General features: G+C 70.2%; 8 protein-coding genes. All 8 read left to right on the top strand.

Annotated features, from left to right (window positions below):
* Positions 1 to 99 precede the first annotated feature (99 nt).
* The 8 genes from E6W39_RS41380 to E6W39_RS11430 all read left to right on the top strand — a co-directional run bounded on the left by E6W39_RS41380 (position 100) and on the right by E6W39_RS11430 (position 22,282).
* Positions 100 to 588, top strand: coding sequence for a hypothetical protein (locus E6W39_RS41380; protein WP_228718095.1), 489 nt, complete (start codon positions 100 to 102; stop codon positions 586 to 588).
* Positions 555 to 10,220, top strand: a complete 9,666-nt coding sequence (locus E6W39_RS11460; RefSeq protein ID WP_141633458.1) for a non-ribosomal peptide synthetase — start codon at positions 555 to 557, stop codon at positions 10,218 to 10,220. The genes E6W39_RS41380 and E6W39_RS11460 overlap by 34 nt, the downstream gene beginning before the upstream one ends.
* A 210-nt stretch (positions 10,221 to 10,430) precedes the next feature.
* Entirely contained in the window at positions 10,431 to 11,228 is a 798-nt protein-coding gene (locus tag E6W39_RS11455) for an FkbM family methyltransferase (protein WP_141633457.1), read from the top strand.
* Between the two features lie 654 nt (positions 11,229 to 11,882).
* Complete coding sequence (locus tag E6W39_RS11450) at positions 11,883 to 12,095, top strand: MbtH family protein (RefSeq protein WP_141633456.1); 213 nt, start codon at positions 11,883 to 11,885, stop codon at positions 12,093 to 12,095.
* A 200-nt stretch (positions 12,096 to 12,295) separates the two neighbouring features.
* The gene (locus tag E6W39_RS11445) at positions 12,296 to 14,047 is read left to right on the top strand and encodes an acyl-CoA dehydrogenase family protein (protein WP_141633455.1); all 1,752 of its coding nucleotides are present in this window, start codon (positions 12,296 to 12,298) and stop codon (positions 14,045 to 14,047) included.
* Entirely contained in the window at positions 14,044 to 15,717 is a 1,674-nt protein-coding gene (locus E6W39_RS11440) for an acyl-CoA dehydrogenase (protein WP_141633454.1), read from the top strand. Before E6W39_RS11445 ends, E6W39_RS11440 begins: the two co-directional genes overlap by 4 nt.
* A gap of 13 nt (positions 15,718 to 15,730) precedes the next feature.
* On the top strand, positions 15,731 to 16,012 hold the full coding sequence (locus E6W39_RS11435; RefSeq protein WP_141633453.1) for an acyl carrier protein: 282 nt from the start codon (positions 15,731 to 15,733) through the stop codon (positions 16,010 to 16,012).
* A 165-nt stretch (positions 16,013 to 16,177) separates the two neighbouring features.
* The gene (locus E6W39_RS11430; RefSeq protein ID WP_141633452.1) at positions 16,178 to 22,282 is read left to right on the top strand and encodes a non-ribosomal peptide synthetase; all 6,105 of its coding nucleotides are present in this window, start codon (positions 16,178 to 16,180) and stop codon (positions 22,280 to 22,282) included.
* Position 22,283 lies beyond the last annotated feature (1 nt).

Below are 22,283 nucleotides of genomic sequence, written 5' to 3'. Positions count from 1 at the left end.
ACAGCGTCGGGCTGGTGGTGGACCGTTCCAAGTCCACCGAGGTGCGGGAGCGGGGCGCCGACGAGTTCTACCGCCACGCTCGCGAAGTGCGGCCAGGCCATGGACATCCTCGGTGGCGCGGAGCAGGTCGACGAGGTCCGTATCGTGCACGACTGGTCGTACGACACCGAGGTGTTCTCCGCCGACCGCTTCTTCCTCGGCGGTGACGCCGCATGCTTCACTGGCCTGCGGGACCCCGCCGTACTGCGGCGTTCAAGTGGTGCGAAGGCGCAGTTGAACGGCCGCGGCGGTGATCGTCGAGGATTGATTCATCGTCAGGGTCTGCACCATAGTGAGTGGGCCGAATGTGCGGGAACGCGGTGCGAGCGGAACGCGGAATTGCCCATACGGCTTGATGCGGTATTCACGGCGGGTTCCCACTGGGCCGGTCCGCACGGTGCCGGCCGCCCGGTCACAGCTTTGTCTCAGAGGAGCTGGGATCATTTCGGCATGCCCTGGCGGCTGCCGGGTCCTGCCTCTTCGGTCGGCGATTCGAATAGGTGGGGTGTGCAGGAATGGTGGCATTCGAAGGTGAGCTCCGGGAGCTGATGGCCGGTCAGCTGGGCATCTGGCACGCCCAGCTACTCGCACCCGAGAATCCGTCCTTCAATATCGGCGAATACCTGGAGATCCACGGCGATCTGAACGTGGACCTTCTCGTGACGGCGCTGCGACGCACCCTGGACGAAGCCGACAACTACCGGGCGCGCTTCCGCATGGTGGACGGCGAACCCCGGCAGTACGTCTCCGGCCCGTACGACTACCCGATCCACGTCGTCGACCTGAGCGCCGAGCCCGACCCGCGCGCGGCCGCTCTGGAGCTGGTCGACGCTCGGATGCGCCAGCCGATGGGCCTGACGACCGGGCCGCTGTTCGCCTTCACCGTCTACCGGCTCGCGCCGGACCGGCACCTCTTCTTCCACTTCGTCCACCACCTGGTCGTGGACGGCCACGGGGCCGGGCAGCTCATCAGCCGCATGGCCCAGCAGTACGACGCGCTGCTCGCCGGCACCGACGCCGCCGACGGCGCGCTCGTACCGCTGTCGGTGCTGCAGGACGCCGACCGCGCCTACCGGGACTCGGCCGACCGCGACCGGGACCGGGAGCACTGGCTTGCCGTCCTCGCCGGCCTGCCGGAGCGGGCCGCCACCCACCGCACCGGGGCCAATCGGCTGGCACCTCCGCCGGTCCACCACGTCGACGACATCGGTCGCGACCAGGCCGCCGGATTGAAGGCGGCCGCCCGGCGGCTGCGGACGAGCCTGGGCGGGCTGCTGATCACCGCCGCAGCCGTCTACCAGCACCGGATGACCGGCGAGCGCGACGTCGTGCTGGGCCTGCCGGTCCGCGGCCGGGTTGGCAGCCGCGAGCTCGGCATCCCCGGTATGACCGCCAACTCGCTGCCGGTCCGCTTCCGGATCGACCGCCCGACGACCGTCGCCGACCTGGTGCGCCAGACCTCCCAGGGGGTGCACGGCGCACTGCGCCACCAGCGGTACCGGTTCGAGGACCTCCGTCGGGACCTGCGGCTCATAGACGAGGTCCCGCTGTTCGACATGGTCGTCAACGTCATGGCCTTCGACTATCCGGTGACCTTCGGCGACTGTGTGAGCGTCGTGCGCAACATCGCCACCGGCCCGGTGGACGACGTGCAGCTCAACATCTCCGACCGCGCGGCCGACGCCAGCTTCGACATCAGCGTCCTCGCGAACCCCGACCGCCATGACGCGGCGGAGCTGCGGGAGATCGCCCGGCGGTACCGCACCGTCGTCGACTGGCTGGCCGCGGCCGATCCGACGGACCCGGTCAGCGGGGTGGACCTGCTCGGCCAGGACGAGCGTCACCGGGTGCTGGTGGAGTGGAACGACACCGCGAGCGGTGGTGCGGCGGCCGCGACCGTGCCGGATCTCTTCGAGGCGTGGGTGGCCCGCACCCCGGACGCGGCCGCCGTCGCTGCGGCCGACGAAACGGTCTCATATGCGCAACTCGACCAGCGGGCCAACCAGTTGGCCCGCTACCTGCAGGACCGCGGGGTCGGCCCGGAGTCAGTGGTCGCGGTGTGCATGGAGCGCTCCGTGGACCTGGTGGTGGCGCTGCTGGGCGTGCTCAAGGCGGGAGCGGCCTACCTGCCGATCGACCCGGCCTACCCGGCTGACCGGATCTCCCTCATGCTGACCGACAGCCGCGCCGTGGCGCTGCTGGGCGAGGAGGCGGTCCTGGAGGACCTGCCGGTCAGGCGGATGCTGACGGTCGCCCTGGACACCCCGCAGGTGCGCGCGGCCCTCGAGGCGGCCCCGGTCACCGCGCCCCGGCGCGGCTGCCGGCCCGGCGGACTGGCCTACGTGATCTACACCTCCGGATCCACCGGGACGCCGAAGGCCGTCATGCTCACCCACGCCGGCGCCGCCAACCTGGCGGCCGCGCAGCAGCAGCGGTGCGCCGTCGACGAACACAGCCGGGTGCTGCAGTTCGCCTCGATCGGATTCGACGCGGCCAGCTGGGAACTGCTGATGGCGCTCTGCTCCGGCGCCGCGCTGGTGGTGGCCCCCAGGGCGCAGCTGCTGCCGGGCGCCGGGCTGGCCGAGGTGGTGGCCCGACACCAGGTGACCCACGCGACGCTTCCGCCGGCCGTGCTGGCCGTGCTGGAACCGCGGGACCTGCCCTCGGTCTCCACCCTGGTGTCGGCGGGCGAGGCGCTCGGCGGCGAACTGGTGACGCGCTGGGCACCGGGCCGACGGTTCGTCAACGCCTATGGGCCGACCGAGATCACGGTGTGCGCCACCATGACCGGACCGCTCGCGCCCGGCGATCAGCCGTCCATCGGCCGGCCCAACACCAACACCCGGATCTACGTGCTGGACGAGGACCTGGCGCCGGTGCCGCCAGGGGTGACCGGCGACCTTTATGTCGCCGGCGCCGGAGTCGCACGCGGCTACCTGGGCCGCCCGGGCCTGAGCGCCCAGCGCTTCGTCGCCGACCCGTTCGCCGCCGACGGCAGCCGGATGTACCAGACCGGCGACCGGGCGAGCTGGACCGAGGACGGCCGACTCACCTTCGCCGGACGGGCGGACGACCAGGTCAAGATCCGCGGCTTCCGGATCGAGCCGGGCGAGGTCCGGGCCGCCGTCGCCGCCTGCCCGCAGGTCGCGCAGGCGGTGGTGACGGTTCGCGAGGACACCCCCGGCGACAAGCGCCTGGTTGCATACGCGGTACCGGCCGAGGGCGCGGATGCCGCCGAACTCGTCGGCATGGTCCGAGAGTTCAGCGCGGAGCGGTTGCCGCAGCACATGGTCCCCGCCGCAGTGGTGGTGCTGGAGGAACTGCCGCTGACCGTGAACGGCAAGATCGACCACAGGGCCCTGCCGGCGCCCGAGTACACGGCTGCAATCAGCCGAGGTCCGGCCAACGCCCAGGAGGAGCTCCTCTGCGCCGCGTTCGCCGAGGTGCTCGGCCTGGAGGCGGTCGGGGTCGACGACAACTTCTTCGATCTGGGCGGCCACTCCCTCCTGGCGACCCGCCTGGTCAGCCGGGTCCGGGCCGCGCTCGGCGTGGAGACCGAGACCGCCGACATCTTCGAGGCCCCCACGGTGGCAGGCCTCGCCGCCCGCTTGGCCGGTGCCGGTCAGGCGCGGGTGGCGCTGACCGTCGGGGAGCGCCCGGAGCGGGTGCCGCTGTCCTTCGCGCAGCGCCGGCTGTGGTTCATCAGCCAGTTGGAAGGCCCCAGTTCGACGTACAACGCGCCGCTGGTCCTGAAGCTGACCGGAGACCTGGACCGGGCGGCTCTGGACGCGGCGCTACGGGATGTGCTGGAGCGGCACGAGGCGCTGCGCACCGTGTTCCCCGCCCAGGACGGGGAGCCCTACCAGCGGATCCTCGGCCTCGATGAGGTGGCGTGGGAACTGTTGGAGAGCGAGGTCGCACCGGCCGAACTCGAGGACACCCTCGCCCGGACCGCTGGGTACGCCTTCGACCTGCAGACGGAGATACCGGTCCGGGCATGGCTCTTCACGACCGGGCCGAGTGAGTGCGTGATGGTGTTGATGGTCCATCACATCGCCGCCGACGGTTGGTCGATGGAGCCGTTGGCGCGGGATCTGTCGTCGGCGTATGCATCGCGGTTGGCGGGGGGTGTGCCGGGTTGGGTGCCGTTGCCGGTGCAGTATGCGGATTATGCGTTGTGGCAGCGGGAGTTGCTGGGGGACGAGGGTGATCCCCAGAGCCTGATGTCACGTCAGGTCAGTTACTGGCGCGGCGTGTTGGAGGGCACGCCGGAGGAGTTGGCGTTGCCGTTCGACCGTGTGCGTCCGGCGGTGGCGTCGCATCGGGGGCACACGGTGTCGTTCGAGGTGCCGACGGTGTTGCACGCGGGGTTGGTGGGGTTGGCGCAGGGCGAGGGCGTGACCTCGTTCATGGTGTTGCAGGCGGCGTTGGCGGTGCTGCTGTCGCGGCTGGGTGCGGGGACCGACATCCCGATCGGGTCGGCGGTGGCGGGGCGTACCGATGAGGCGTTGGATGATCTGGTCGGGGACTTCGTGAACACGTTGGTGCTCCGGACGGACCTGGCGGGGGATCCGACGTTCGCGCAGGTGCTGGAGCGGGTGCGGGAGGCCGCTCTGGGGGCGTACGCCAACCAGGACGTGCCGTTCGAGCGGCTGGTGGAGGAGCTGGCTCCGGTGCGCTCGCTGGCCCGGCAGCCGCTGTTCCAGGTGGTGCTCACCAAGCTCAACACCATCGCGGCCGCACAGGACATCGACGGGCCGACCCTGGACCTGCCGGGTCTGCGCGTCGAGCCGCTGGCGATCACCCGACCGGTGGCGAAGTTCGATCTGGACGTGATGGTGAGTGAGGTGTTCGGCGCTGATGGTTCTCCGGGGGGTGTGCGGGGCACGGTGACGGTGGCGGCGGATCTCTTCGACGCGGAGGCGGCGGGGGCGATCGCTGCGCGGTTCGTGCGGGTGCTGGAGCAGTTCGCTGCGGATCTGCGGACGCGGCTGAGTGCGGTGGATGTGCTGGACGCGGATGAGCGTACGCGGGTGGTGTCGGGGTTCAACGACACGGCGGCCGCGGTTGAGGCCGCGTCAGTGGTGGAGTTGTTCGAGGCGCGGGTGGCGGCTGATCCGGACGCGGTGGCGATCGTGTCCGGGGGTGTGTCGGTGTCGTACGGGGAGTTGGAGGTGCGGGCGAACCGGTTGGCGCACTATCTGGTGGGCCAGGGTGTGGGTGCGGAGTCGGTGGTGGGGCTGTGCCTGCCGCGCGGTGTGGAGATGATCGTCGGGATTCTGGCGGTGTGGAAGGCGGGTGCGGGGTATCTGCCGCTGGATCCGGGGCAGGCGGTGGAGCGGACCGGGTTCACGGTGAAGGATTCGCGGGCGCAGTTGGTGCTGACCACGGATGAGGTGTTGGAGGACCTGCCGTCGGTGGGTGTTCGCCTGGTGGCGGTGGACGGTGCGTTGACGGCGATGCAACTGGCGGCCGCGCCCGTGACGGCTCCGGGTGTGGCGGTGGCTCCTGGTGCGTTGGCGTATGTGATCTACACGTCGGGGTCGACGGGTCGGCCGAAGGGTGTGGCGGTCACGCACAGCGGGTTGGTCAACTACGTGTCGTCGGTGCCTGGGCGGGTGGGGTTCGGCGCGGGTCGGTACGCGCTGCTGCAGGCGCAGGCGACGGACCTGGGGAACACGGTGGTGTTCGCCGCGCTGGCGAGTGGTGGTGAGCTGCACATCCTGGAGGAGGCGGCGGTCACCGATCCGCAGGCCGTGGCCGAGTATCTGAGTGCCAACGAGATCGACTTCTTGAAGATCGTGCCGTCGCACCTTGCGGCGTTGGGTGCGGCGGGTGGTCTGGAGCGGGTGCTGCCCGGGCGGTCCCTCGTCCTCGGTGGTGAGGCTGCTTCACCGGCGCTGGTGGAGGGTCTGCTGGCTGCTGCCGGTGAGCGTGGCGTGTTCAACCACTATGGTCCGACCGAGACGACGATCGGTGTGGCGACGACCCGTCTGACGTCGGGTGGGGCCGTGCCGGTGGGTTCGCCGATCGCCAACACCCGTTTCTACGTCCTGGACGAGTATCTGAAGCCGGTGGCGCCGGGTGTGACGGGCGAGTTGTACGTGGCGGGTGCGGGGTTGGCGCGCGGCTATGTGCGCCGCCCGGGCCTGTCGGCGGAGCGGTTCGTGGCGTGTCCGTTCGAGGACGGTACGGGGGTCCCCCCGGCCGAAGGCGGGAGGATGTACCGCACGGGTGACCGGGCGAAGTGGACGACGGACGGCCGGGTGGTGTTCGCCGGCCGTGCGGACGACCAGGTGAAGGTGCGCGGGTTCCGGATCGAGCCGGGCGAGGTGCAGGCGGTACTGGCCGCCCACCCGCTGGTGGACCAGGGCGTCGTGGTCGCACGCGAGGACGAGCCGGGCGAGGTCCGCCTGGTGGCCTACGTGGTGGCCGATGACCCGCAGGACACCGAACTTGCCGCGGCTGTCAGGCAGTTCATCGCCGCGCGCCTTCCCGAGCACATGGTCCCGTCCGCGGTGGTGGTGGTGGAGGAGCTGCCGCTGACGGCGAATGGCAAGCTGGACCGCAAGGCGCTGCCCGCCCCCGACTTCGCCGCCGGCGCCACCACCGACGGCCGCGCACCCGTCACCGTCCAGGAGGAGATCCTCTGCGCCGCGTTCGCGGAGATCCTCGGCCTGCCCCAGGTCGGCGTCGAGGACGACTTCTTCGCGCTCGGCGGGCACTCCCTGCTGGCCGTCTCGCTGGTGGAGAAGCTGCGGGCGCGTGGTGTGTCGGTGTCGGTGAAGGCGCTGTTCCAGACGCCCACCCCGGCCGGCCTGGCCGTCGCGTCGGGCCCGGAGGCCGTCGTCGTGCCGGCGAACCTGATCCCGGAGGGCGCCACCGAGATCACCCCCGACATGCTGCCCCTCGTCGAGCTGAACCAGTCGTCGATCGACCGGATCCTGGAGCATGTCGAGGGCGGGGCGGCCAACCTGGCCGACATCTACCCGCTCGCCCCGCTCCAGGAGGGCATCCTCTTCCACCACCTGATGGCCGACCAGGACAACGGTGGCAGCCAGGTCGACGTTTACGCGGTTCCGGCCGTGCTCGGTTTCGACTCGCGTGGGCGGCTGGACGCCTTCCTGAGCGCCCTGCAGAACGTGATCGACCGGCACGACATCTACCGGACCGCCATCCTGTGGGAAGGCCTTCGGGAGGCGGTCCAGGTGGTGGCCCGCCAGGTGACCCTGCCAGTCCAGGAAGTGGTCCTGGATCGCGAAGGCGCTGACCCGGTGGAGCAGTTGCTGGCGCTGGGCGCGGGCTGGATGGATCTGCGCCAGGCACCGCTGATGCGGGTGCACGTCGCTGCCGAGCCCGGCAGCGATCGCTGGCTGGCGCTGCTGCATAGCCACCACGTGGTGCAGGACCACACCACGATGGGCGTACTCCTGGACGAGGTGCACGCGTTCATGTCGGGGCAGGGCGACGACCTGCCCGAGCCGCTGCCATTCCGTGGCTTTGTCGCGCAGGCACGGTACGGCATCTCGCGTGAGGAGCACCTGCGGTACTTCACCGGTCTGCTGGGCGATGTCGAGGACACCACTGCCCCGTTCGGGCTGGTCGATGTGCTTGGAGGGTCCACCGGCCCGGTCCGGGCCCAGCAACTGGTCGACGGTGAACTGGCCGACCGGGTACGCGGCGTGGCGCGGGCGCTCGGAGTAAGCGCGGCCACCGTCTTCCACCTGGCGTACGCACGGATGCTGGCCGCCGTGTCGGGCCGTGTCGACGTGGTGTTCGGCACGGTGCTGTTCGGCCGGATGAACGCCGGCGCCGGCGCCGACCGGGTGCCGGGTCTCTTCGTCAACACGCTGCCGGTGCGCGCGCGGGTCGGTTCGGAGAGCGTCACCGAGGCACTGACCGGGATGCAGCGCCAGCTGGCGGAGCTGCTGGTGCACGAGCACGCCCCGCTGTCGCTGGCCCAGCAAGCCAGCGCGGTGCCGGGGTCGGCTCCGCTGTTCACCGCGCTCTTCAACTACCGGCACGGCCAGGCCTCCGCGCAGGATCTCGACCTCCGATTCGAGGGCATCCGGGTGGTCTCGGCCGAGGGTCGCACCAACTACCCGTTGGACGTGGCCGTGGACGACGACGGAGTCGGCTTCCGGATCACCGTCGATGTCCAGGCCCCGGTCGACCCCGACCGGGTGTGCGGGATGCTGCGGACCGCGCTGGGTGAGCTGGCGGCTGCGTTGGAGCAGGCGCCGCAGGCGCGGTTGGGGTCGCTGGGCGTGCTGGGTGCCGATGAGCTGCGGCAGCTGGTGGTGGAGTGGAATCGGACCGATGCCGAGGTGGCGTCGTCGACGTTGCCGGGGTTGTTCGCGGCGCAGGTGGAGCGGACGCCGGATGCGGTGGCGGTGGTGTTCGAGGGTGTTGAGGTGTCGTATGGGGAGTTGGATGCGCGGGCGAACCGGTTGGCGCGGTTGCTGGTCGGGCGGGGTGTGGGTGCGGAGTCGGTGGTGGGGGTGTGTTTGGAGCGCGGGGTCGAGGTGGTGGTGGCGATCTTGGCGGTGGTGAAGGCTGGGGGTGCGTATCTGCCGGTCGATCCGGCGTATCCGGATGACCGGATCGGGTACACGTTGGGTGATTCGGGTGCGCGTCTGGTGCTGACCTGCGCTGAGTTGGCGGGTCGGCTGGGTGGGTTCGGTGTTCAGGCGGTGGCGTTGGACGAGCCGTCGGTGGTGGGGGAGTTGGCGGCGCTTGATGGTGGGGCGGTGGAGTGCGTGGTGTCGCCGGGGCATCCGGCGTATGTGATCTACACCTCCGGGTCGACGGGTCGGCCCAAGGGTGTGGTGGTGACGCATGGCAGTGTGACGGGGTTGTTCGCGCAGACGGGGCCGCTGTTCGGCGGGTTCGGGGCGGACGATGTGTGGTCGTGCTTCCACTCGTTCGCGTTCGACTTCTCGGTGTGGGAGTTGTGGGGTGCGCTGCTGCACGGTGGTCGGGTGGTGGTGGTCCCGCATGGGGTGTCGCGCTCGCCGCAGGAGTTCCTGGCGCTGATCGAGCGTGAGGGGGTGACGGTGTTGAGTCAGACGCCGTCGGCGTTCTACCAGTTGGCGGCCGTGGAGGAGCAGCGGCCCGGGGCGGTGGCGTCGTTGCGTGCGGTGGTGTTCGGTGGTGAGGCGCTGGATCCGGCCCGTCTGGACGGGTGGTGGGGGCGTCATGGTGATGGTGGTCCGCGGTTGGTGAACATGTACGGCATCACCGAGACCACGGTGCATGTCACGTTCCGCGAGCTGGTGTCGGGTGAGGTCGGGTCGGGGAGTGTGATCGGGCGCGGCATCCCGGGTCTGGGTGTGTATGTGCTGGACGATTTCCTGCGGCCGGTTCCGGTGGGTGTGGCGGGTGAGATGTATGTCGCGGGTGGGCAGTTGGCGCGGGGGTATCTGGGTCGGCCCGGGTTGTCGGCGGAGCGGTTCGTGGCCTCGCCGTTCGGGGTGCCGGGTGGGCGGTTGTATCGCACGGGTGACCGCGCGAAGTGGTCGCGTGACGGGGAGTTGGTGTTCGCCGGGCGTGCGGATGACCAGGTGAAGATCCGCGGTTTCCGGATCGAGCCGGGTGAGGTGCAGTCGGTGGTGGCCGGGCACCCGCAGGTCGCGCAGGCGGCCGTGGTGGTGCGCGAGGACACCCCGGGTGACAAGCGGTTGGTGGCTTATGTGGTGCCGGCCGATCGGGACCAGGAAGGCAATGAACTGCTGGAGCTGTTGCGGGAGTTCGTGGCGCGCCAGTTGCCGCCGCAGCTGATGCCGTCCGCAGTGGTGGTGCTGGAAGCGCTGCCGCTGACGGTGAACGGCAAGTTGGACCGCAAGGCCCTGCCCGCCCCGGAGTACAAGGGGAGCGCGGAGGTTGGCCGCAAGCCCGCGAACGCGCAGGAGGAGCTGCTCTGCCAGGCCTTCGCCGAGATCCTCGGGGTGCCGGCGGTCGGGGTGGACGACGACTTCTTCCGGCTCGGCGGACATTCCGTGCTCGCCACCCAACTCGTGAGCCGCGTCCGTGAGGTACTCGGGTCGACCCTGTCGATGCGGGTGTTGTACGAGGTGTCGACTCCGGCTGGAATCGCCGCCTCGCTGGCACAGCAGACCAGTGGCAAGAAGAATGCCAGGCTCGCATTGCGGCCGGTGCGCAAGCAGGAGGAAACCCGATGATCCCGTTGTCGTTCGCTCAGCGCCGGCTGTGGTTCCTGTGGCGTGTCTAGGGTGCCAGCGCCACGCACGACACCCCGATGGCGGTGCGGATCACCGGGCGCCTGGACCCTACCGCGTTGAAAAGGCGATGCGCCCCTGAGCAGGCGCAAAATCCGGATCGGGCCCAGGTGCCGGGAACAATTGACGTGATATCGAAGGGAGCTGGGCCACATGGCGCTGACGCGCAAGTTCCTTCCCAATGGAAAGTCCATTGCCGGAATCAGTCGGAGTGAGACTGACTACCTCTACAAGGAGATCTTCGAAGACCGAGCGTACGTCCTCGATGGCGCGGCTCCGCTGCCGGCCGAACCGGTCATCTTCGACGTGGGTGCGAACATCGGGATCTTTTCCCTGTTCGCTGTCCAGCAGTGGCCCGGCGCCAGGGTCTTCGCCTTCGAGCCCGTCCCGCAGGTCTTCGAGGCGCTTCAGCAGAACCTGGGAGCGTCGGCCGGCGTCACCCTGCACAACATGGCGCTCGGGAACGAGGCGGAGACCCGCGAGATCGTCTACTACCCGAACTACACGATGATGTCCGGGTTCGGTGCGGATGCGCAGGCGGATCGTGCCGTCGTCGAGCAGTACGTGCGCAACACCACCGAGGAATTGGCGAACGGGGAGCTGAAGGCCGCCGTCTTGGAGAACCTGGACAGCACCCTGGACGGGAGGTTCGAACAGCAGTTGATCTCGGTCGAGGTGCGGCGTGTCACCGACATGATGGCCCGTCACGGCCTCGACCGGATCGACCTGCTGAAGATCGACGTCGAGGGGTTCGAACTCCAGGTCCTCCAGGGCATCGAGGAGGGAGCCTGGCCGTCGATCGGCAGCGCGGTCGTCGAAGTCTCCGACCGCGACGGCGAACTCGCCGTCATCGACGGTCTGTTCAAGAGCCACGGGATGCGGACCGAGGTGCGGCAGGTCAGCGAGTACCGCGAGACCGACCTCTACATCCTGTTCGCAGAGCGCCACTGAACGGCGGTGGCGTCGCCACACAGGTGGGATGAACCAGCCTACCTGACCTGAGCGCGAGCCCTCAAAGCGACTGCTGTGGTTCGGATGAAGGCGAGTTGAGTGCGGCGCGGCGCCTGCGGTGCACAAAATGGTCGGGGGCTCGGCATCTCATGCTCCTGAGAGCCCGTCGGCGGAATGATGTTCACGTCGGTGGGCCGAGACCCGGCCAGGTGGCCGTTCATGCCGGACGGTCGAGTCCTGAGCTTCGCCAGACCACCTCCGAGTCGGGTGGTCACCCATGGATCCGATGCCAACGGGCTGTCAAAGCCCGTGTTGCTCACGAGTGATGGCTTGACATCGGCTTGTGCGACGCTGTCCCGCTCGCCGGCGACCCGGGTGTTCAACCGGCGGCATGCGCCACTTGGACACCCGGGCGCACTCGTCCGGGACCGCACGTCGGCGCCGACCCTGCCGCGCCGCACACCCTTGCATCCCAGCGCCCCTGCGCTACCTGGGCGTTTCAGGGTCAGCGTGCAACCTCTGCCACTTACCGAGCGACGAGGGTTGGGGCATAGTGGTCGGCGGCCCCGCCATGATCCCCAATGCCGACGCAGCCGATGCCGATGATGCGCGCTTCGGGCCCTCTGTACTCAAACCGCCAGAAAGGGCGCTACGTTGACGAACCCGTTCGACGATCCGGATGCGAATTACCTGGTTCTTGTCAACGACGAGGGTCAGCATTCGCTGTGGCCGATCTTCGTCGAGGTGCCCGCTGGTTGGCAGACCGTTTTCGGTGAGGCTCCTCGCCAGGATTGCCTGGACCACATCGAGAACTCCTGGACGGACATGCGCCCGAAGAGCCTGATCGCGGCGATGGAGAAGAAGTAGTCCGGCCTGGACGGCGACGCGAGGCGGCCGTACCTCGGCTGAGGTAGGAGGCGGAACGGTGCGCCGCACCCCCCCCGAGCAACAGTGACTGACGGAGCAGCAGCCAAGGGGAACAGCATGGCTTTCGATCTCGGCGGCTACCAGAGACTGGGAGCCGCCTCCGCCGCGCGTGTCGCGCTTCACCCGGCGGGAGACCTCACGTGACCGCCACCCACACGGGCGCCGGGATCGAGGCCGCCCTCGACGAAGCCCTGGGCATGCTCGACGAGACGGCTCGCCGGTCCGTGGAACTCGATGAGGACGAGCAGTTTCCCGCGGACTTCTGTGCCCGCCTCGACGGGTTCGGCCTGCCGGCCCACTACGTGCCGACCGAGTGGGGCGGCGCGCTGTCCGACCACGAGGAACTGATCCGGCTCTGGCGCACCGTCGCTCGCCGTGACATCAGTGCACTGACGGCCCACGCCAAGACGTACCTGGGCGTGGCCCCGGTGTGGATCGCCGGAACCCCGGAGCAGGCCCGGGCCACCGCCGACGCGGTGATGTCCGGGTCCCCGGTGGCTTGGGCGCTGTCCGAACCGGAGCACGGCGCCGACCTGTTGAGCGGTTCCGTCACCGCCACGGCGGAGCCCGACGGCTACCGCGTCGACGGCGTGAAGTGGCCGATCAACAATGCCACCCGCTCGAGCCACCTCACTCTGCTCGCGCGCACCGGCCAGGCTGGCTCCGGGCGCGGCCAGAGCCTCTTCTTCGTCGACAAGTCGGCGCTACAGGCCGGTACTTGGCGGACACTGCCGAAGGTGCTGACGCACGGCATCCGCGGGATCGACATCTCCGGCATCGAGTTCGACGGTGCGCTGCTGCCGGCCGACGCACTGGTCGGCCCGGAGGGGAGCGGCCTGGAGACGGTGCTGCTCGCGCTCCAGCTCACCCGGACGATGTGCACCGCGATCTCCCTCGGCGCCGGTGAGCACGCGCTGCGACTCGTCGCCCGGTTCACCGCGGCGCGCGTCATCCAGAAGCGCACGCTGGCCGAACGTCCCTTCCCCGCCTCGGTCCTGGCCCGCAGCGCCGCGCTGCTGACGGCCGCGGAAGCGGCCTCGCTGGTCGCCGGCCGTTCGATCCACAGCCTCACCGGGGAGATGAGCGTGACCTCGGCGGTCGCCAAGGCACTCGCGCCCACCCTGGTCGACGCCACGCTCGGGGAGCTCGCCGAACTGCTCGGCGCACGTTCCTTCCTCACCGACGTCTACGAGTACGGCGCGTTCCAGAAGGTGTGGCGCGACCACCAGATCGTGGCGGTGTTCGACGGCAGTACCCCGGTGAACCGCGCCGCCCTGGTGCAGCAGTTCCCCAAGCTGGTCCGTGGCTTCGCCACCGGCACCGTCGATGCGGGCGGACTGGCCGAAGCCGTCTCGGTCGGCAGCCCGGTCCGACCTGTCGACCGCGGCGCACTGACCGTGCTGTCCCGGCAGGGATGCTCCGTCGTGCAGGCACTGCCCGCACTCGTCGAGTCGATCAGCAGCCGGCCCGCCCCCACCGGGCTCGCCGACCACGCCGTCGCACTGGGCGCCATGGCCGAATACCTGCACGGCCGGATGGCCGAGGTGGCGCCCGCTGCCCGTCCCGCCATGGCCGCCTACGAGCTGGCCGCCGCCTATGAGCTCTGCTATGCGGGTGCGGCCTGCCTGCACGTGTGGGCCACGGGTGAATCCGAGCACGCTGCGGAACCGCTGTGGCAGGACGGCCTCTGGGTGCGGGCGGCGCTGCGCGCCCTGCTGGCCAGGCTCGCCGCGGTACTGCGGATGCCGATGCCGGCTGCCGCGCCCGGCGACGACCGGCTCGACGGCGCGCTGGCCCGTCTCATCGTCGACGCCGCGACCACCGGTGCCCCCATCACCCCGTTCGGGGCGCCGGCGCCGCGAACGCTTCAGCAGGGGGAAGGACTCACGTGAGCGCTGAGAAACTGGACGCACTGTTCGGCGACCCACGGGATGCGGACAACCCGGTCGGCTACGCCGCCATCCTCGCCGCCGATGAGCGGCACGAGATGCTCGCCGAGGGCGAACGCCTGCTGGACGCCTACGGCATGAACGCCGAGTTCGTGCCCGCCGCTCACGGTGGCCGGCTGGTGCGGGCCGACCGGCTCGCCGAAGTGCAGCGGGCGGTATGGCGACGCGACCCGTGCCTCGGCCTCGGCTACGGCTTCACCTCCCTTCTCGGATCGGTCAACATCTGGTCCGCCGGCACGCACGAGCAGCGCACGAAGGCAGCCGAGATCCTGTTGGGGGGCGGCCGGATCGCGGTCGCCTTCCATGAACTCGACCACGGCAACGACTTCGCGCACGCCGAGTGCGCTGCCGCTGCGAGTGACGACGGTTGGCTGCTGACCGGGCGCAAGGAGGTCATCGGCAATCTGCGCCGTGCCGAAGCCATGGTGCTCTTCGCACGGACCAGCGAGGTCGCGGGCAGCCGCAGCCACAGCCAGTTCTTCGTCACCCGGGCCGAATTGCCGGCCGACCGCGTGCTGGATTTGCCGCGGTTCCCCAGCTCCGGCATGAACGGAGTGCAACTCGGCGGACTGCGGTTCTCCGACTGCCCGATCCCCGGCAACGCGATGCTCGGCCGGCCCGGCCAGGGCATCGAGAACGCCCTGCGGGCCTACCAGCTCAGCCGAGTGGTGCTCCCGGCCATCCTCCTCGGGCCGCTGGACACCGCGCTGCGTCTGGCGCTGGAATGCGTGCACGAGCGGCGCCTCTACGGTGGCTTCGCCGCCGACCTGCCCTATGTGCGCGCCGTCCTCGCACGAGTCTTCGCCGACCTGCTGGCCATCGACGCCTTCTGCGGCGTCGGACTCCGGGCGCTGCACCTGGCCCCGGAGACCACGCTGCTCTACGCGCCGGCCGTGAAGTACCTGACCTCACGGATCCTGCTGGACGCCTTCGAGGATCTGCGAGCGGTCCTGGGGGCCCAGGGCTACCTCCGCGAGGGCTCCTACGCGATGTTCCAGAAGCTCGTCAGGGACGCCGCCCCGGCCACCTTCGCCCACATCTCGCGCTCCGCCTGCCTGGTGCTGATCCTGCCGCAACTGCCCCGGCTGGCCCGGAAGTCCTGGCTGGCCGATCCGGCCGCCGCCCAGCAGCTGTTCGACCTCGGCGCGGATCTGCCGCCGCTGGACTTCGACCAGCTCGCTGTCGGCATGCTGTCCGGTGACGGGCTGATCGGCGTGCTGGCCGAGACCGCCGAGCGCGAGTCGGCCGGGAGCCCGATCGGTCGGTTCGCGGTGCGCTTCAGGGACGAGGTGCTCGCGCTGCGCGGCCAGTGCGCCGTCCTGGCGCCCTCGGACCTCACGATCGGTGCCTCTCCGGAGGCCTACGCGGTGGCCGACCGTTACACGGTGCTGCTCGCCGCCGCCGCCGCGCTCGCGGTCTGGCGCAGCGATGACCGTCAGCAGGAGGCGGCGCTCCTCGGGATCCTCGACCGGCTCTCCGGACGCCTCGGTGGCGCCCCGGTGCTCACTCCGGACGAGCGCGCGAGTGCCGAGCAGGCGCTGTTCGACATCGCTGTCGAGCGCTTCCAGGACCGGCGGCTCCTCGACCTGTCCGCGCGTCATGTTTCGGGATGAGAAGGGGACTTCGATGACTGGTCGGGAAGTGGGTGTGCGGGTGTCGGGCGAGGACATCGAGCGGTGGTTGATGGAGCGGGTGGCCTACTACCTGGAGACGCCGGTGGGGGAGATCGATCCGGAGGTCTCGCTCGCCGAGTACGGGTTGGAGTCGGTGTACGCCTTCGCGTTGTGCGGGGACATCGAGGACAAGCTGGGTGTGACCGTGGAGCCCACCCTGGTCTGGGATGTCGACACAGTTGCGGCTCTGACCGTTCACCTGGCCGGCTTAGCGGCCGAACTGCCGTCGGTCTAAAGGGCCTTAAGGGTCTGCAGGGTTTCTAGTGCGGGTTTGTTCTGCCAGCGGCGGGGTCCGACGGGGTCCTGGGCCGGTTTGGTTGATTCGCGCGGTCCCGGTGCCGTGGTTCAGCGTCCTGCCTTTGTTCTTCCAGAGTGCGTCGATCGATTGAGGGATACGAGAATGGGTGCGTCCGAACAGGGTTCGTGGGACCTGATGTCCGGCCAGCTCGGGGTCTGGTACGCGCAGCAGCTCGCGCCTGACAATCCGGCGTACAACATCGGTGAATACACGGAGATCCACGGCGAACTCGACGTGGATCTCTTCGTGCGTGCGCTGCGCCGCACGGTGCAGGAGGCGGAGGCCTTCCGCCTGCGCCTGTGTGTGGAGGGCGGGACGCCGCGGCAGTTCCTGGCTGAGGCCGGGGACGTTCCGGTCCACGTGGCGGATCTGCGGGGGGAGGCTGATCCGCGCGCGGTGGCGGAGGAGTGGATCCGGGCTGATCTGGACACGCCGGTGGAGCTGGTGGGTGGGGCGCTGTCGGGGCATGCGTTCTTCACGCTCGGGCCGGATCGCTTCCTGTGGTACCAGCGTGCTCACCACCTCGTTCTCGACGGCAACGGCCTGTCGCAGTTCGCTGAGCGGCTGTCCCAGGTGTACGGGGTGCTTCGGGAGGGTGGGGATCCGGCCGAGGGTGCTTTGCGGTCGGTGTCGGAGCTGATCGAGACCCACCAGGTCTACCGGGATTCGCAGGAGCGTGACCGGGACCGGCAGTTCTGGCTGGAGACGTTCTCGGACCATGCGGAGGAGACGGCGTCCGACGGGCCGCAGGGGCGGCGCCTGCCCGGTCGACCGGTGATCCACCAGCAGGATCTCGGGGGCGACGCGACCGCTCGGCTGCGGGCTGCCGCGAAGCGGCTTCGGGTCAGCTTCGCCGGCTTGGTGATCGCCGCGTCGGCCGTCTACCAGCACCGGTCCACCGGGGCGCGGGACGTCGTGCTCGGAGTGTCGGCCAGTGGCCGCACGAGCATGCGTGAGGTGGGCATCCCCGGCATGACCGCGAACATCATGCCGATCAGGTTCAGGGTTCGTCCGGGCATGTCCGTCGAGGAGCTCGCGCGGCAGACGCAGCGAGCGGTGCAGAGCGGTCTGCGCCACCAGCGCTACCAGTACCCGGACCTGCTCAGGGACCTGAAGCGGGTCGGCGGCACCCCGCTGTACGACATGATCGTCGACGTCATGGTGGCCGACCGCCGGATCGGGTTCGGCGACTGCGCGATCACCCGGACCGCCCTCTCCAGCGGGCCCGCCGAAGGCCTGAAGATCGACGTGTTCAGTGACACGGCCGGGGGCGGTGTGCAGACCCTCATCGAGATGAACCGCGAGCACTACGACGCCGAAGCGGCGTCGTCGGCGAGTCGCCGGTACCTGGCCGTGCTGGACTGGCTCAGCAGCGCTCCGGCCACCGCCTCCGTCAGCACCGTCGACCTGCTCGACCCGGCTGAGCGGCGGCTGGTGCTGGAGACCTGGAACGACACCGTGGCGCCCGGCGCGGCCCTGCCGGTACCGCAGCGGTTCGCGGCCCAGGTGGCCGCGACGCCGCAGGCGGTTGCCGTGGTAGCCGACGGCTCGGCGGTGTGCTACGCCGAACTGGACGCGCGAGCCAATCGGTTGGCGCACCACCTGGTCGCCCAGGGAGTCGGCGCGGAGTCGCTGGTGGGTCTGTGCCTGCCACGCGGCCTGCAGGCGATCGAGGCGATCCTGGCGGTATGGAAGGCGGGGGCGGCGTACCTGCCGCTGGACCCGGCGTACCCGGCGGAGCGGCTCGGCCATCTGCTGGCCGACAGCGGGGCCGGGCACGTGCTGGGCGAAGCGGCGCTGATCGGGGAGCTGGCAGCCGAGGGCGTGCGCTCGATCGCCCTGGATGACCCGACGGTGCTGGCCGAGCTGATCGCACGACCCGCCGTTGCGCCGGAACTCGACTTGATGGCCGACCAGTTGGCCTATGTGATCTACACCTCCGGCTCGACCGGCAAGCCCAAGGGCGTGGCTGTGACGCACCGCGGGCTCGCGAACTACGTGGCCTCGGTGCCGGGACACGTCGGCTTCGGGACGCCGGGCGGCCGATATGCGCTGCTGCAGCCCACGGTGACGGACCTCGGCAACACCGTGGTGTTCGCGAGCCTGACGACCGGCGGTGAACTGCACGTCCTCCAGGAGGGCGCGGTGACCGATCCGTCGGCCGTGGCCCAGTACCTGTCGGAGAACCGTATCGACTTCGTGAAGGTGGTGCCCTCGCACCTGGCGGCGCTGGGCGCGGCAGCCGGCCTGGCCGCCCTGATGCCGGCCGGGGCGCTGGTGCTCGGCGGCGAGGCGGCGTCGCCGGCGCTGGTCGCCGGACTGCTCGAAGTGGCCGGTGACCGTGGTGTGTTCAACCACTACGGGCCCACTGAGGCGACCATCGGTGTGGTGGCCGGCCGACTCGACCGGAAGCCGGTTGCCGCGGGCGTGGTGCCGCTCGGGGTGCCCGTGGCCAACACCCGCGCCTATGTGCTGGACGGGTCGCTGAGCCCGGTTCCGGTCGGTGCGGTGGGCGAGTTGTACGTGGCCGGTCCGCAGGTCGCACGCGGCTACGTGGGGCGCTCAGGCCTGACCGCGGAGCGGTTCGTGGCCTGCCCGTTCGGCCCGGCCGGCGAGCGGATGTACGCGACGGGCGACCTGGTGCGGTGGACCACCGACGGCGAACTGGTGCACCTGGGCCGTGCGGATGAGCAGGTGAAGGTGCGCGGCTTCCGGGTGGAGCCGGGTGAGGTGCAAGCGGTGCTGGCCGCGCACGAGTCGGTGGCACAGGCCGCCGTCGTCGTCCGTGAGGACATGCCGGGCGACAAGCGCCTGGTCGCCTACGTCGTTCCCGCCGCCGCGCCGGAGACGGCTGACGCCGTGCGACTGAGTGAGCTCGTGCTCGCGTTCCTGGCCGAGCGGCTGCCGGGGTACCTGGTGCCCTCCGCGGTGGTGGTGCTGGACGTGCTGCCGTTGACGGCCAACGGCAAGCTGAACCGCGCCGGCCTGCCTGCTCCGGACTACCTGTCCGCCACCGCCAAGGCCGCCGGCCGCGGTCCGGCGACGGTGCAGGAGGAGATCCTCTGCGGCGTGTTCGCGCAGGTGCTGGGGGTGGAGAAGGTCGGCGTCGACGACGACTTCTTCACGCTGGGCGGCCACTCGCTGCTGGCGATCCGGCTGATCAGCCGGATCCGGACGGTCCTGAGCGTCGAGTTGCCGATCCAGGTGTTCTTCGAGGTGCCGTCGCCGGCCGGGGTCGCGGCCTGGCTGGCGGAATCGGCGGTTGCCGAAGGGCGTGCGGCGCTGGTGCCGGTGGTGCGTCCGGAGCGGGTGCCGTTGTCGTTCGCGCAGCGGCGGTTGTGGTTCCTGTGGCAGTTGGAGGGTCTGAGCGCGACCTACAACGCCTCGGTGGCGCTGCGGCTGAGCGGAGAGTTGGACCAGGAGGCACTGGCGGCCGCGTTCAAGGACGTGATCGGGCGGCACGAGGTGCTGCGCACGGTGCTGCCGGCGGTGGACGGTGAGCCGTACCAGCGCATCCTGCCGGCCGAGGAGTGCGGGTTCGAGCTTGCGGTGGTCGAGGCGGCGCCGCAGGAGCTGGACGGCGCGGTGGCCGAGGCCTCGGGTTACACGTTCGACCTGTCGGCGGAGATTCCGGTGCGGGCGACGGTGTTCGCGGTGGCGCCGGAGGAGCATGTGCTGGTGGTGCTGGTGCATCACATCGCGGGTGATGGCTGGTCGACGGGGCCGATGCTGCGGGACGTCTCGGTGGCGTACGCGGCACGGCTGGGCGGTGCGGCGCCGGTGTGGGAGCCGTTGCCGGTGCAGTACGCGGACTACGCGCTGTGGCAGCGGGAGTTGCTCGGTGACGAGCAGGACCCGGACAGCGTGCTCTCCGGTCAGTTGGCGTACTGGCGCGAGGCGCTGGCGGGGGCTCCGGAGGAGTTGGAGCTGCCGACCGATCGCCGGCGCCCGGCGGTCGCCTCGTACCGGGGGCACGAGGTGCTGCTGGATGCCCCGGCCGAGCTGCACGCGCGGGTGCTGGAGGTGGCCCGGGAGCGGGGGGTGACCCTGTTCATGGTGCTGCAGGCGGCTGTTGCGGTGACGCTGAGTCGGCTGGGTGCGGGGGTCGACATCCCGATCGGTTCCGCGATCGCCGGGCGTACCGACGAGGCGCTGGACGATCTGGTCGGGTTCTTCGTCAACACGCTCGTGTTGCGCACCGACCTGTCCGGTGACCCGACCTTCGACGAGGTGCTGGAGCGGGTCCGGGAGGCCAGCCTCGGGGCGTTCGCGCACCAGGACGTGCCGTTCGAGAAGCTGGTGGAGGAGCTTTCGCCGGCCCGGTCGATGGCACGCCAGCCGTTGTTCCAGGTGATGCTGACCGTCCAGAACACCGGGTCGGCACGGCTGGAGCTGCCCGGTTTGCGCGCCGGACAGGTGCCGACCGGTGTGGTGCTCGGCAAGTTCGACCTGGACCTGAACCTGAGCGAGGCGTTCGACGCTGACGGTGCGCCGGCGGGCTTGCGGGGTGAGCTCCTGGCGGCGGCGGACTTGTTCGACGCGGCGATGGCGGAGCGTCTCGGGGCGCGGTTCGTGCGGGTGTTGACCGCGTTGGTCGAGTCTCCCGAGGCGCGGGTCGCGACCGTGGACGTGCTCGATCCGGCGGAGCGCCGGTTGGTGGTGGAGGAGTGGAACGACACTGCTCGGCCGCTGGTGGACGCCACGTTGCCGGGGTTGTTCGCGGCGCAGGTGGCGCGGACACCGGATGCGGTGGCGGTGGTGTTCGAGGGTGTCGAGGTGTCGTATGGGGAGTTGGATGCGCGGGCGAACCGGTTGGCGCGGTTGCTGGTGGGGCGGGGTGTGGGTGCGGAGTCGGTGGTCGCGGTGCTGATGGAGCGCGGTGTGGAGTTGGTGGTGTCGCTGTTGGCGGTGCTGAAGGCTGGTGGTGCGTATCTGCCGGTGGATCCGGAGTATCCGGCCGGTCGTATCGCGGCGGTTCTGGCGGATGCCGCGCCGGTGTGCGTGCTCAGCACCACGGCCCTGGAGGCGTCGGTGCCCGACGATGTGGCCCGGGTCCTGGTCGACCACCCGCTGGTCGTCTCGGAGTTGGCGGGTCTGCCGCCCGGCGCGCCGGAGGTTGGGGTGTTGCCGGCGCATCCGGCGTATGTGATCTTCACGTCGGGGTCGACGGGTCGGCCTAAGGGTGTTGCGGTGCCGCATGCGGGGATCGTGAACCGGCTTGCCTGGATGCAGGAGGAGTACGGGCTGTCAGTCGCCGATCGGGTGTTGCAGAAGACGCCGTTCGGGTTCGACGTCAGCGTGTGGGAGTTCTTCTGGCCGTTGGTGCAGGGTGCGGCGCTGGTGCTGGCGCGTCCGGGTGGTCACCGGGAGCCTGCCTACCTGGCGGAGTTGATCCAGCGTCAGAACATCACGGTGACGCATTTCGTGCCGTCGATGCTGGAGGCGTTCCTGCGGGAGCCGGGTGCCGGGGAGTGCACGGGTCTGCGGGCGGTGTTCTGCAGTGGTGAGGCGCTGGCGGCGCCGTTGCGGGACCGGTTCCTCGAACTACTGGACGGTGTGCCGCTGTTCAACCTGTACGGGCCGACGGAGGCGTCGGTGGACGTGACCGCGGCGCGCTGCGCCGTGGGTGATGGTGCGGTGGTGCCGATCGGTGGGCCGGTGGCCAACACCCGGGTGTATGTGCTGGACGGTTCGCTGTCCCCGGTGCCGGTGGGTGTCGCCGGGGAGCTGTACCTGGCGGGTGTGCAGCTGGCGCGCGGGTATGTGGGTCGTGCCGGTTTGACGGCGGAGCGGTTCGTGGCCTGCCCGTTCGCCGAGGGTGGGAGGATGTACCGCACGGGTGACCGGGCGCGGTGGAGCGCGGACGGGCAGTTGGTGTTCGCCGGTCGTGCGGACGAGCAGGTGAAGATCCGCGGGTTCCGGGTGGAGCCGGGTGAGGTGCAGGCGGTGGTGGCCGGGCACCCGCAGGTCGCGCAGGCTGCGGTGATCGTCAGCGAGGACGTCCCTGGCGACAAGCGCCTGGTCGCCTACATCGTCGGGGACGGCGACAGTACCGGACTGGCCACCACTGTCCGCGAGTTCGTGGCTGCACAGTTGCCGTCCTACATGGTTCCGTCGGCTGTGGTGGTGCTGGAGGAGCTGCCGCTGACCGTCAACGGCAAGCTGGACCGCAAGGCCCTGCCCGCCCCGAGCACTCCACCACCGTGAG

The organism is Kitasatospora acidiphila, from assembly GCF_006636205.1.
Lineage (GTDB): Bacteria > Actinomycetota > Actinomycetes > Streptomycetales > Streptomycetaceae > Kitasatospora > Kitasatospora acidiphila.
The sequence above is the reverse complement of the archived record's forward strand: the minus strand, read 5'-3'. Positions and strand labels throughout refer to the sequence as shown.